10 protein-coding genes and 1 pseudogene are annotated in these 12,315 nt (G+C 71.6%); 7 read left to right on the top strand and 4 right to left on the bottom strand.

The features are described 5' to 3' along the window. The first annotated feature begins 3 nt into the window (after positions 1–3). The 6 genes from VF092_00410 (at position 4) to VF092_00385 (ending at position 6,531) form a co-directional block, all read left to right on the top strand. Entirely contained in the window at positions 4–954 is a 951-nt protein-coding gene (locus VF092_00410; protein ID HEX6745743.1) for a baseplate J/gp47 family protein, read from the top strand. After that, positions 954–2,696, top strand: a complete 1,743-nt coding sequence (locus tag VF092_00405) for a hypothetical protein (GenBank protein ID HEX6745742.1) — start codon at positions 954–956, stop codon at positions 2,694–2,696. The genes VF092_00410 and VF092_00405 overlap by 1 nt, the downstream gene beginning before the upstream one ends. A gap of 21 nt (positions 2,697–2,717) precedes the next feature. Further along, positions 2,718–4,688, top strand: coding sequence for a hypothetical protein (locus tag VF092_00400; protein HEX6745741.1), 1,971 nt, complete (start codon positions 2,718–2,720; stop codon positions 4,686–4,688). 15 nt (positions 4,689–4,703) lie between these two features. After that, the gene (locus tag VF092_00395) at positions 4,704–5,192 is read left to right on the top strand and encodes a hypothetical protein (GenBank protein HEX6745740.1); all 489 of its coding nucleotides are present in this window, start codon (positions 4,704–4,706) and stop codon (positions 5,190–5,192) included. Positions 5,193–5,421: 229 nt separating this feature from the next. Then, positions 5,422–6,081 carry a hypothetical protein gene (locus tag VF092_00390; protein ID HEX6745739.1) on the top strand — a complete coding sequence of 220 codons (660 nt, stop codon included), beginning with the start codon at positions 5,422–5,424 and terminating at the stop codon, positions 6,079–6,081. A gap of 186 nt (positions 6,082–6,267) precedes the next feature. Beyond that, complete coding sequence (locus VF092_00385; protein ID HEX6745738.1) at positions 6,268–6,531, top strand: hypothetical protein; 264 nt, start codon at positions 6,268–6,270, stop codon at positions 6,529–6,531. Between the two features lie 605 nt (positions 6,532–7,136). Here the strand turns inward: VF092_00385 and VF092_00380 are convergent. Both VF092_00380 and VF092_00375 read right to left on the bottom strand, forming a co-directional pair. After that, positions 7,137–9,356 carry a hypothetical protein gene (locus tag VF092_00380; protein ID HEX6745737.1) on the bottom strand — a complete coding sequence of 740 codons (2,220 nt, stop codon included), beginning with the start codon at positions 9,354–9,356 and terminating at the stop codon, positions 7,137–7,139. A gap of 117 nt (positions 9,357–9,473) precedes the next feature. After that, a complete protein-coding gene (locus VF092_00375; GenBank protein HEX6745736.1) occupies positions 9,474–9,773 on the bottom strand; it encodes a hypothetical protein in 300 nt (99 codons plus the stop codon). A 119-nt stretch (positions 9,774–9,892) separates the two neighbouring features. On the opposite strand from VF092_00375, the gene VF092_00370 reads away from it, so the two are divergent. After that, entirely contained in the window at positions 9,893–10,771 is an 879-nt protein-coding gene (locus VF092_00370; protein HEX6745735.1) for a helix-turn-helix domain-containing protein, read from the top strand. A 105-nt stretch (positions 10,772–10,876) separates the two neighbouring features. Here VF092_00370 and VF092_00365 read toward each other — a convergent pair. Beyond that, positions 10,877–11,288, bottom strand: a pseudogene (locus tag VF092_00365) (transposase). 89 nt (positions 11,289–11,377) lie between these two features. After that, complete coding sequence (locus VF092_00360; GenBank protein ID HEX6745734.1) at positions 11,378–12,295, bottom strand: VOC family protein; 918 nt, start codon at positions 12,293–12,295, stop codon at positions 11,378–11,380. Positions 12,296–12,315 lie beyond the last annotated feature (20 nt).

Below are 12,315 nucleotides of genomic sequence, written 5' to 3'. Positions count from 1 at the left end.
CCCATGCCGCTTCCCGTACCGCGCCTGGACGACCGCACCTTCGCCGAGCTGGTGCGCGAGGGCGAGTCGCTGATCCCCCGCTACGGCGGCGAGTGGACCGACCGCAACCCGTCGGACCCCGGCGTCACCCTGGTGGAGCTGTTCGCCTGGCTCACCGAGACGGCCATCTACCAGCTCGACCGCATCCCCCCGTCGAGCGTGGAGGCGTTCGTCCGCCTGCTGGGCGAGAGCCGCGCCGTCTTCGCCGACGGCTCTCGGGAGACGACGGACTCGGCGCTCTCCCGCGCCGTCCGCGGCGTGGGCCAGCGGCGCCGGGCCGTCACCGCTGCCGAGTTCGAGCAGCTGGCGCTGGAGACGGACCCCGGCAGCGGACCATCCGTCGCCCGCGCGCGCTTCCTCCGCCTGTCCATCGGCACCTGCCGCACGCCGGACGAGCTGCGGAAGGCGATGGGAAGCAAGGCGCCGCTGGGGACGACGGGCGGAGAGGGCGAGGCCGCGGCGGTGGTCATCGTCCCCGCCGACCGCGTGTCGCACCGCCCGCTGCCGTCCACGGAACTGATCGAGCGCGTGTTCAACCGGCTGAACGAGCGGCGGGTGCTGGGAACGCGCGTGCGCGTGTTCGGCCCCGAGTACGTCCCCGTCGCCGTCGCGACGACGGTTGCCCGGCGGCGCGGGAGCGGGTTGACGCGCGAGCGGGTGCAGGCGGAGATCGTGCGCTTCCTCTCCCCCCTCGACGGCGGGGCGGACGGGCGGGGATGGCCGTTCGGGCGGCCGGTCTACAAGAGCGAGCTCTACCAGCTGCTGGAGGGGATGGCCGCGGTGGACCACGTGAGCGAGCTGCACCTCTACCACGTGCCGACGACGACGGGCGACGTCTCCGAGGTGCCGCTGCCGCCGTACGGGCTGGTGGACGCGGCGCGCGAGCGCATCGCCGTGACGGTGACGGAGGCCTGATGCCGCACACGCTGCACACCCGCTTCGTCGACCAGCTCCCCGCCGTCTTCCGCCAGGACGAGCGGCAGGGCGAGAACTTCCTGGGCCGCTTCCTCAAGGCCTTCGAGGTCGTCTTTTCCGGGGTGGAGGGGGAGATCGAAGCCATCCCCGGCATCTTCTCCGTCACCCCCGACCCCGCGCTGGAGCGGGACGCGGAGGCGGGGGCGACGGTGCTGCGGCTGGACAGCGCCGCCGGCCTCTGCCCGGGAGACGTCGCTCTCCTCGAACCGCCCGCGGACAGCGGCGAGGAGCCGGAGTTCGTCACCGTGGCCGCCGCGGACGGGCCGCTCCCCGCGGACGCCGTCGCCATCGCGGACGGGCTGCGGTTCGCGCACACGCGGCTGACGCGCGTGCGGGTGCTGGGCGAGCCGGGGCGCACCGCCTCGCTCGCGCTCCCCGCGGAGAGTGGCGACCGCGAGGTGCGCATCCCCGAGGCCGGGTTTCTGGGGATCGGGCAGGGCGTGGCGCTGCGCATCGACGACTCCGCGCGGCCGGAGTACGTCCACGTGGTCGAGGTCGACGGGGGACGCGTCACCGTCGCCCCGCCGCTCCGGTATCCCCATGAGCCGGGGACGCCGGTCACCCCGTGGGGCTTCGCGCCGCGTCGGACGCCGCCCGCCGCGTTCGCCTGGGCGCCGCGCACCGGCTCGGAGCTGGTGCTCGACGCCTTCGCCCGCAAGGAAGACGAGGCCGCGGAGGGCGACCGCTTCCTGGAGCTCGACACGCTGGCCGGCGTGGAGCCGGGCGACGTGCTGCGCATCCGCGACTTCGACCCGGCGAGCGTGGAGTTCGTCCGCGTCGCCGCGCTGCCGCTGGCGCAGGAGGGCCCGGCGCTCTTCCGCCGCGGCGTGCAGCTGGAGCGGGGGATCCGCTACGCGCACGCCGTGGGCACCGGCGTCGACATCCCCCGCATCCCCTCCGGCGCCACCCTGCTCTCCGCGTCGATCCGCCCCGACCCGCAGACGGATCGCGTGCGCGCCGAGCGGGTGGAGGTGCTGGACGCCGGCGCGCTGGGCGCCGCCCCCGGCGACGTGGTGGTGATCGGCGCGGAGTGGAAGGCGGGGCGTCCCCTCGGCGGGCAGTGGGCCGAGGTGCGCAACGTCGTCGGCAGCACCCTGGCCCTTTCCCCCCCGCTCGGACTTCCCGCGGCGAAGGGGAGCGAGATCGTGCGCGTGGTGCCCGAGGGCGGCGCGCTGGACGCGCTGGAGTGGCTGGCCGGGTGGATCGGGCTGGCGCTGCGCCCCGGCCGCGGCGAGCGCTGGAACCGCGACCTGGTGCGCCGCGCGGGGCGGATCTGGCCGGTGCGGGGGACGCGCGAGGGGGTGGAGGCCTTCCTCGACGCCTACCTCCGCGGCGAGGCGTCGACGGACGTCTTCGACCCCTCCAACCCGCTCCAGGTGGGCCTCGTCTCCACCGTGGGCGTCGACACCATCATCTGCGGCGGCGAACCCTGGTCGTTCTGGGTGGACCTGCACGCCGAGCCGCGCAGCATGCGCCTGCACACGCCCGAGGGGATGGAGGAGATGGTCCACGCCGCGCACGAGGCGCTGCTGCGCGAGAAGCCGGCGCACGCCACCTACACCCTGCGGGTGCACGCACCCAGCATCCAGATCGGCACCGACCCCGACCGGCACGTCGGCGCGCGGGTGGGCGAGACCACGCTGCTGTGGAGCCGCCCCCTCGTCGTGGCCGGCGACCGCTGAGCATATCCACAGGAGATCCGCATGGCCGACCCAACCATCATCGGCGTCAACTACTTCGACCACCAGTTCCTGCGCCGGGCCGACTTCGACCGCGCGCGCGACTACCCCGTGGAGCGCCAGCAGCAGCACGCGCGCTTCCTGCACCTCCCCGGCGTGCTCGAGGGGCTGGCGGTGACCGCCACCGTGGCGGGCGCGGTGACGGTGGCGCCCGGCCGCGCCGTCGACGGTGCCGGGCACGAGGTGGTGCTGCAGGACGTCAGCGGGCAGCCGGTGCAGGTGCGCGTGCAGACCGGCGGCAGCGAGTTCCACGAGGGCGCCGGCGAGATGAGCTCCGGCGGCCTGCGGCTGGACCTGTCGGTGTATCCCACCAGCCACGGCGAGGCCTACCTCACCGTCTGCCGCGGCGTGCACGAGTTCGAGCCCAGCACCGACGTGGGTCTCACCGGCTTCACCCGCTTCGTGGAGCGCGCCGTGGTGGAGGTGCGCTTCGGGCCGCCCGACCCGGGGAGCGAGCGGCTGCTGCTGGCCACGCTCCGCCGCGCGGTGCCGGGGCAGCCCTTCACCCTGGTCGAGGAGGCGGGGCTGCTGGCCGGCGCCGTGCTGGCCGACGACTCCGTCACCTCCGCCAAGCTGGCCGAGGCCGACGGCAGCAGCGGGCAGGACACCTCGCAGGGGCGCGGGGTGAAGACGGCGCACCTGCAGGACGTGGCCGTCGTCACCGCGAAGCTCGCGAACGACGCGGTGACCAGCGCCAAGCTCGACGAGGCCGACGGCAGCAGCGGGCAGGACACCTCGCAGGGAAGCGGCGTGAAGACCGACCACCTGCAGGACGCCGCGGTCACCACGGCCAAGCTGGCGGCGGGGAGTGTCACCACCCCGAAGCTCGACTCGGCGGCGGTCACCACGCCGAAGATCGCGGACGCGAACGTCACGACCGACAAGCTCGCCGACCTGAGCGTCACCACGGGCAAGCTGGCGGCGGGGAGCGTGACCACCGGGAAGCTCGATTCGGCGGCGGTCACGACGGCGAAGATCGCGGACGCGAATGTCACGACCGACAAGCTGGCCGACGCGGGGGTCACCAGCGCCAAGGTGGCCCTGGCCGACGGCAAGTCGGCGCAGGATACCGGGAGCGGAAGCGGGATCAAGACCGCGCACCTGCAGGACGACGCGGTGACCAGCGCCAAGCTGGCCGAGGCCGACGGCGCGAGCGGGCAGGACACCACGAAGGGGAGCGGGATCAAGACGGACCACATCACCAACGGCGCCGTCACCAGCGCGAAGCTTGGCACGAGGGCGGTGACGACGACGAAGATCGATGACGACGCCGTCACCGGCGACAAGATCGCCGACGCCGCCGTGGGCGAGGCGCAGCTGGCCGACGGCGCGGTGACGAAGAACAAGATCGCCGACAAGTCCATCACCGGCGACAAGATCGTCGCGGGCACCATCACCGCCGACAAGCTGAGCCCGGACGTCGTCGTCGGCGTGGCGGACGGCGCGGTCACCAGCGTCAAGATCGCCGAGGCCGACGGGAAGACGGGGCAGGACGTCCGCGACGGCGCCGGGGTGAAGACGGGCCACCTCCAGGACGACGCGGTCACCCATCCCAAGGTGGCGCCGGGGACGGTCTCGGTGCGGCAGATGGCGTCGGAGCTGGTGGCCGAGGGGCTGGTGACGCTGGGGCCCTACGAGCGCGTCTCCATCCCCCCGGTCCCCATCAACGCGGGGTTCATCCTCCCCAACATCTACATCGACCAGGTGGTGGGCTTCGAGGCCACGCCCGAGGTGCACCAGGAGATCCGCATCGAGTGGACGGAGGACTACGTGGTGCTGTACGGGAGCACGGAGCGCGACCCGTGGGGCGACTTCGGCCGGCAGTGGACGGTGCGCAACGGCAGCAGCGACTTCAAGCTGGTGGTGGGCTACCGCTTCTACCGCATCGAGGAGGTCAACCCGCCGCGGCGGACCGGCCCCATCGTTACGATCTGACAAAGGAAGACGCAGATGCGCACGTTCGTACGCTACGACGCGCAGGGGAACATCGTGGCCACCGCGCAGGTGGCCGAGCTTCCGCGCGGGCGCGAGCACCCGTGGGTGGACCTGAAGACGGGGGAGCAGGCGCTCGAGGTCACCCTGCCGCCCGACGCCGGCTTCAACGACCTGCGGCAGATCCACCGCGGCAAGGTGGACGTGAAGACGAAGCAGGTGGTCCCGCTCGACAAGGCGGGGAAGGGGAAGGCGGAGAAGACGCGCAAGGCCAGGGCGAAGGCCAAGCCGAAGACGACGCCGCGGCCGCGCGTCCCGCCCATCCGCCCGCCTTCGGGCTTTCCTGCGGAGCCGGGGCCGGGCGGCGCCACGGGCGCCACCGGCACCACCGGCACGGTCACGCCGGGGGGGACGCCGAAGGTGATGCCGGGCACCATCGCCTCCAGGCCGCGCAAGCCCGCCGTCGGTGAGACGCCGCCCACCATACCTGAAAATCCCTCTGCCTGACCATTTCGCTGATTGACGTGCATCGCCAGGTCAGTCAACAGAATGTCATCACACGGAGGGAACGGAGGTAACGGAGGAAGGACAAAAGCTTCTCCCTTCCCTCCGTTCCCTCCGTTTCCTCCGTGTGAAATTCGTTGTCTTTTGTGATCGCCGGAGGGAAATTCAGCGGTGCGGGTCCGTCCATCATGAGCAACGGCAGCGACGTTCTCCCTCCTTCCGCTTCGGTCCCGTGACCCCACCACCGACCCCCGCCGGCCTTCCCGCCGACGCCCCGCGCGCGTGCGGAATGGGCGTGCCGCGCCGCGACGATGCCCGGATGCGTCTTCCCTCGCTGCCGGCGGCGATCGTGGCGGCGGCGGTGCTGGCGCAGGGCGTGGCGCTGGGCGCGGGCGCCGTTCCGCTCGCCGCCGCGGCCGCGCTGGCCTGCGCGCTCGCTTGGGACCGGCGCGCGCGCCTCGCCCGCGCCGACCTGCTGATCGCCACCGCCGCGTTCGGGGGACTGGGGATGATCGTGGGGGGATGGCTCTTCCGCGTTCCCGCCGCGCACGCCGCGGGGATGACGCACGCGGCCGCCGCCCCCGCCGCCTGGAGCGCGGCGACGGTCGTGATGCTGCTGACCTGCGCCGCCGCCTGCCGCTGGACCTGCGCGCCGCTCTGCCGCGGGGGCCGCGCGCGCCGGGCCGCCGCGCACCTCCTCGCCGCCGCGGCGATGGTGGGCGGGATGGCGGCCGCGGGCGCGCTGCTCTCCCCGCCGAGCGCCGCCGCGATGCACCTCGTGATGGTCGCCGGGATGACGGCGGGGATGGCCGCCGCGCTCCCCGCCGTGCGCCTCCTCGACGCATCCTGGAACAACAACAAGGCTCACGCAGAGTCAGCAAGTCAGCGGTGAACCAGCTGCTTACCCTGCTGACTCTGCGTGAGCCATTCCTCCCGTGTTTGTCCCAGGCAGACAAACTGGTGTTGCGCACCCGTGATCCGGGCAGGTATGATTTTCAGGCGCAAACCGTGGGTGACAGCCAAGCGAAGGGCACGACGCGCCATCGCGGCGGAACCCGCATGAGCATGGGAGACAGCGATGAAGAAGCTGCGGCTGACGATCGACGACCTGGGCGTGGAATCGTTCTCCACGGCGGAAAAGGAGTCACGGGGCGGGACGGTGAACGGGTTCGACAGCACCACCGCCGGGCAGCGTCTCTGCGGCTGCACCGACGAGGGCGGGCCGTGCGATACCCAGGGTTGCGGCACCTACGCCTGCAGCGGGGCAGCTACCTGCGGCTGTCCGGGCACCAACGAGATCACCTGCGCCACCGGCTCGCAGCGCCTCTGCGAGTGCTGGTGATTCGCTGATTTCGCACAGACGGAAGAGGGTCGCACGGAGTCAGGAGAGTAATCGGCGCGTGTGCCGAAAACCCTTGTAGTCCTTGATTTTCCGGAACGGCCCTACCGGGAATCGCACGCTGAGATGTCGCACTTTCACGGCTAACCTGTCCCACAACACTCTATCCCACACCAACAGGGGGGGAGCAGCCACAGCCCGGCTGCTCCCCTTTTTTCTCTGCTCGCCTTCGCGGTCCGCTGTACCGCGTTGCGTGCGGAGCCGGGGGGGCGACATCGCGCTCGCCGCCCTCGTAGGCGGATTCATCGCCGGCCACGTTTTGGTGGGAACGTTGTGTGGATCGCGATCTATTCGCCGCCAGGGTCGCGCTCTCGGCCGTCACATCTCGCGGAGCTCGGGTGCGGGGCTCGCGTCCGTTCCTGATTCGGCGCCCGCCACCTTGCTCCGCCGGTCGTCGTCCGTGCTTCGTCCTCACTGATCGATCCGTGGCGGACGCCGCGCACGAGCGGGCCCGTCGCGAACGAGTCATCGGCGATCCGCGGCCGGCCCCGGAAAAATACGGAGCCGGACCTCGCGGTCCGGCTCCGGGTGGCTCCGCGCGGGAGCGATCACCGCTCCGGCGGCAGCTCCAGGTGGTTGGAGCGAGCCCACCGCTCTGGCGCGCTCAGGTGGCCTTCACCGGGCGCGTACGCCGCCGCTTGTGCCTCCACCGTGGCCAACACGGCCGGGTTGAGGCCCTTGCCGCGGAAGTAATCCACCATCCGGTCCGCAACGGCCACCGCCTGCGCCTCGTCACCGGCGCCCTCGTACGCGTCGGCGAGACGGCGCATGGTTCGGTTCAGCGCGATGTTGTCCAGCACCTGCTCCGCCTGGTTCTCCTCGACGGCGGCGCCGAGGTCGCGAATCGCGGCTGCGTGGTCCGGAGCGCGGGCCCGGATGCGTCCGTCGGGCGTGATGGTCTTGAACTCGCGCAGGGCGTTCGCGCCGCGCACTACCCGTGCGTAGGTGGCCAGCGGATGGTCTCCGTGGTGCTCCAGCACGGTCTCCAGCGCCTCGCTGCCGCGGCGGAGGAAGGGCGAATCGGAGCCGTTCAGGTAGAACAGCGCGCCCTGTTCCTCCCCCAGCAGCAGGTCGGCCACCGCATCGTCCTTGCGGGTCACGGGCGAGCGGATGCGCAGCGCGAGGGTGTTCGAGACCACGCGCGATCCGTCCGGCGCGTGATACACGGCGCGGAGCTGGTACATTCCCGGGGTGTCGAAGTACAGGCCATCCTTCCCGTAGCCGACGTAGGCGCTCTCGTACAATGCGGGGCCTCCTCCACGGAGCCGCCTCCGGGCGGGGATGGCGCAGTGCTCGATCATCGGCCGGTACAGCACCACCCGACCGCCCGGCTGGCGGATGGCCACCTGCACGAACCCGAAATTCGGGTGCAGGTTGGCGTGAGCCACCCGACCGCGCAGGTCCGTCGACGACAGCTTCAACTCCACGCGCACCGGTTCCCCGAGCACGAAGCCCGGCCGGCCGCGCAGCTCCAGCAGCAGACCCGAGTTGTCTTCCACCGGCGGTTCGAACACCTCGACCGCCTCGAGCGCCGCGCCGGTTCCGAAGGGGTTGCCGCCCATGATGACGTTGGCGCGGAATCCGTGGCGCAGGTGCACCAGCTCCGGGGTGTCGAACTGGAACGGGAACGCCGCCCAGAATGCCGCCTCGCCGGAGGGATAGATGAACGGGTAGTTCATCCACGAAAGCGCGAGCGGCCGGTTCGGCTGCGGGGGGTTCATGAACTCCTTGTGGAACGAGTGGAACAGGTTGAAGCAGTGCCCCAACTCGTGCACGCAGGTGTAGAGCTGCAGACGCAGCCGCTCGGGAGTGGTACCGCCCAGCCCCGCGTAGAACGCGGCGCACCCCTGCCGCTGTGGTCCCTGCTGGTCGAACATGATGCCGAGCAGCCCGGGTCCCGCGTCGTGCAGCAGCGCATGGAACATCCAGACCTTCCACTGCGGCACGTCGGCCCAGAGGCTGAAGTTCGCGACCATCGCGTTGTGCAGCTCGGTGTCGCTCCAGCTCGGGCCGATTCCCGCCGTGGAGACGAGATTGCGCAGGCTGGCCGGCTGCATCTCGATCCCCGCTTCCGCGTACGATGCCACGACGCTGAGCGTGCGCGCGGGAGGTGGCGACGGGAGCCACCCGGTGTAGTAGCTGCTGAACGGCGTCACTCCGGCCACGCTGTCTTCCTCGAGCTGCACGGTGCGGAACAGGCTCGACTCGAATGAGCAGGTATACATACCTCCCGGAAAACCGCCCGGGGTCAGGAACTCCACCAGCGCGTCCTCCGGCGGATCGAGGACGCTGGACCGGGGGATGGTCACCCGCACGCGAGGGGCTGACGTGCCCCAGGTGAAGATTCCCGTTCCCTCCACCACCACCGCGTCGGTCGTGCTGGCGAACTTCAGGGTGTCGACCCTGAAGGAGCCGAAGTAGTAGAGCGTGGCGCCGGACCGGGTGTAGACGTCGCCGCTGAGGCGCCGCAGTGGCCTTGGGCCGTCGACGTCGACTCTCACCTCGAGCAGCGTGGTGCCCTCGCTGCGATAGCGTCCGCTCACCGTGCGGGTGGGCACGGCAAGCGCGGGAGGCGGCACCGCCATCGCCGCGCCCCCAGCGGGCGCTTCGGCCGGCCCGCCGAAGACGCGGACGACCTCTACACGCTCCGTGTGTGGCTCCCCGGCCTTGATCTCGGTTCTTTGCGTCCAGCCGTCCGCGGCGCCGAGCTCCGGGTCGAGCGCGGTCGGCTCCGCGGCGGCCACCTGGGTGGGATCCACCACTGACATAGGAACCTCCTGTCTCATTGTTGCGAAAGCCGGAAGGGCGGTTGCGGGTTCCTCGTTCGCTCCTGTTCGCTGTCGATGGACGTGCCGGCGCAATGCCCTCCGGGGCAGGCACCGGCCTCAGAGGTAGGGCGTTTCGGCCACCTGCCGGATCACCGGCCGTCTGCCTGAATCGAGCGCCACCGCCACCACCGTCCCTTCCTCCGGCCGGGTGGCGTACCCGCCGGCCGTTCCGCGCTCGGGCAGCTCCACGCGTACTTCGACGGGGCCGGGGCCGACCTCCGTCTCCACCCGATCCGCCAGCCCGATCGAATAGTTGGTGCGCACGCCCGAGCGGCGGTACACCTCCCGCCCGCCCACGCGCACGAGCACGGTGTCGCCGTCGAAACCCTCTCGCAGATCGATCTTCAGGGTCGGCATCGGTTGTCGGTTCCCCAGCCGTTCCGGAACCGCGCGGAACGACATGTGTTTGGCTGACGGTGCCCGGGCTTCCACCTATATTGATTGTCTCCGTGCGGACGGTGCGGGTCTCCGGCACCATGGCCAAGGTGGAGCCCGGGGATACGAGCGGGGAGCCTGATTTCTGCGCCGGAGAGCCTCAGATTCGGTCCTCCATCATCGTCGCGGTCCTCTCCTCCGACCTGCTGGCAGCGGAGGTCTCGCGCGCGGCACGGCTGGCGCGAATCGAGCTCCGGCTCGGCCCACCGAAACCATGTCCTGAGGTGGGCTGGCCGGACGTGTCGCGCGCCCTGCTGGTCCACGACTTCGCGCCGGATCCGGCAGCATCCGCCGCGTGGCTCGATACGGCCCACCTGGCAGGGTGCCGCTTCACCGTATTCGCGCTTCTCTCCCGGCCGGCGACACCCGCCCTGGACCTGCTGTGCCATGTGCCGCGGCACTTCGAGCTTTCCGGAATGGCGGTGGCAGGCGACGAGGATGCGCGCGGGCTGGCCCGGCGGCTCACCGCCGCCCTGGCGTACGCCTCGCGCTCCGAGCTCGCGGACCTGGTGGTGAGCGCCTGCCGGCTGCCTCCGGCTCTGGCGCGCCTGGCCAGATCCGAGCTCACCTCGGCGCGGCCGCACGCCACCCTTGCGGGGTTGCTGCGGGACAGCGGCCTGGGCAGGAAACAATTCGTACGGATGGTCCACGGCTCGGGCTTCTTCCCGCCGCTCCGGTTCCTGCACGGGCTGAGGGTCCTCGAAGCGGCCGACCTGCTACGCCACGGCAGCACGATCCAGCGCGCGGTGCATGCACTCGGCTACGGCTCGGCCGAGACGCTGCGGCGCCAGTTCCGCACCGTGATGGGGGGCACGCCCTCGCAGGCTCGCGAGCTTCAACCCCGGGAACTGGCTCTCCGCTGCCTGGGCGGGGCCGCGACCGCGTCGGACGGAGGCTCCCCGGCATTGCGTAGCGGGTGACGGGCCGCACGCCAGCCGCGAGCGGCGGAGGCCCGCCGCAGCATGCAGGAGCTTCTCGCCGAGGGGCGAAGGGAACGGAAAGAAGCTATTAGTCCACCACGTAAGTCATGATGGATAGAGCCACTTCAGGCGCTCGCGCGCCTTGTTCGTGGTGAAGCGCCAGGTCACCGTTGCACCGGCCTCGTTGCGGGGACCCTCCTACGCGCTGGCCTGCTGCCGGACCGCCGTCGGCTTGCCAGGCGGCCGTCGAGGCACTGACGGCTGAGCACCGAGAGCTCGATCTCGGCCATGTTCAGCCAGCTGCCGTGCTTCGGTGTGTGCCGGAACTCGAGCTCGCGCAGGATTCGCCGCGTCTCTTCGGGGGCAAAGGCCGTGTACAGCATCCAGGGTGTGTGGGTGCTCAGGTTGTCGAGAACGACGCGGATCTTCCTTGCCTCGGGGTAGTGCACGTCGACCAGCGCCTTCATCTGGGCGGCGAAGTCGGCGCGGTCCGCTGATCCGTCACTTCCACGTTCCGGGCACTGGTCACACGGAGGGAACGGAGGTAGCGGAGAACTTCTCCGCTGCCTCCGTTTCTCAGCGCGGCTCCATGCTTTCTGTCGAAGATCAGCCCGCAGCCACGAGCCGCAGCCGCGTCCCCCACGGATCGGCGACGACGCCGTCCGCGACCGGGTAGCCGGCGTCGCTGAGGCTGCGCGACGCCGCATCGACGTCGGCCTGCGACGGGACGACGAGCTCCCACTCCAGCAGCTGCGCCTCGTCGTCCGCGGGGGGACGGGCGCCGGCGCCGGCCCAGGTGTTCGTCCCCAGGTGATGGTGGTAGCCGCCGGCGGAGAGGAAGAGCGCGCCGGGATAGCTCCACACCACCACGTCCAGCCCCAGCGCGGCGTGATAGAACGCCGCCCCCTCGCGCAGGTCGCCCACGTGCAGGTGCACGTGCCCGATCGTGGTCCCCGCGGGCATCCCCGCCCACGCCTCGCCGCGCGCGGAGGCCACCACGTCGCGCAGGTCGAGCGGCGTGGTGTCCATCGCCAGCTCGCGGCCGTTGGCGCGCCAGGCCGAGCGCGGCCGGTCGGCGTACACCTCGATCCCCAGCCCGTCGGGGTCGTGGAGATAGAGCGCCTCGCTCACGAGGTGGTCGCTGGCGCCGAAGCGCTCGCCCACGTCGGCCAGGTGCGAGATGAACCGCCCCAGCGCCGCGCGGTCGGGGAGCAGGATGGCGAAGTGGTACAGCCCCACCCGCCCGCGCTGCGGCACCGGCTTCGCGCCCGGCCGCTCGTGCAGCTCCACCAGCGGCGTGTCGTCGCCGTGCGCGGCCAGCGTCGCCATGCCGTCGCCGCGCGACAGGACGCGGAAGCCGAGCACCTGCTCGTACCACGCCTGCGACCGCACCAGGTCGCCCACCTGCAGGCGGACGCGGCCCACGTGCGTCGCCGCCGGCAGCCGGTATCCGTCGGGGGCGATGCCGTAGCCCGCCTCCGCCGCGGCCGCCGGCGCGCCCGCGAGATCCATCACCTTCGACATCTCCACATCTCCCTTCCTTG

The organism is Longimicrobium sp., from assembly GCA_036377595.1.
Lineage (GTDB): Bacteria > Gemmatimonadota > Gemmatimonadetes > Longimicrobiales > Longimicrobiaceae > Longimicrobium.
Note: the sequence above shows the minus strand (reverse complement) of the source record. Positions and strands in the feature narration are given on the sequence as shown.

Excerpts from the sequence above, each read along its gene's own strand:
- VF092_00410 (HEX6745743.1), top strand. The coding sequence starts at position 4 with ATGCCGCTTCCCGTACCGCGCCTGGACGACCGCACCTTCGCCGAGCTG.
- VF092_00405 (HEX6745742.1), top strand. The coding sequence starts at position 954 with ATGCCGCACACGCTGCACACCCGCTTCGTCGACCAGCTCCCCGCCGTC.
- VF092_00400 (HEX6745741.1), top strand. The coding sequence starts at position 2,718 with ATGGCCGACCCAACCATCATCGGCGTCAACTACTTCGACCACCAGTTC.
- VF092_00395 (HEX6745740.1), top strand. The coding sequence starts at position 4,704 with ATGCGCACGTTCGTACGCTACGACGCGCAGGGGAACATCGTGGCCACC.
- VF092_00385 (HEX6745738.1), top strand. The coding sequence starts at position 6,268 with ATGAAGAAGCTGCGGCTGACGATCGACGACCTGGGCGTGGAATCGTTC.
- VF092_00380 (HEX6745737.1), bottom strand. The coding sequence starts at position 9,356 with ATGTCAGTGGTGGATCCCACCCAGGTGGCCGCCGCGGAGCCGACCGCG.
- VF092_00375 (HEX6745736.1), bottom strand. The coding sequence starts at position 9,773 with ATGCCGACCCTGAAGATCGATCTGCGAGAGGGTTTCGACGGCGACACC.
- VF092_00370 (HEX6745735.1), top strand. The coding sequence starts at position 9,893 with ATGGCCAAGGTGGAGCCCGGGGATACGAGCGGGGAGCCTGATTTCTGC.
- VF092_00360 (HEX6745734.1), bottom strand. The coding sequence starts at position 12,295 with ATGTCGAAGGTGATGGATCTCGCGGGCGCGCCGGCGGCCGCGGCGGAG.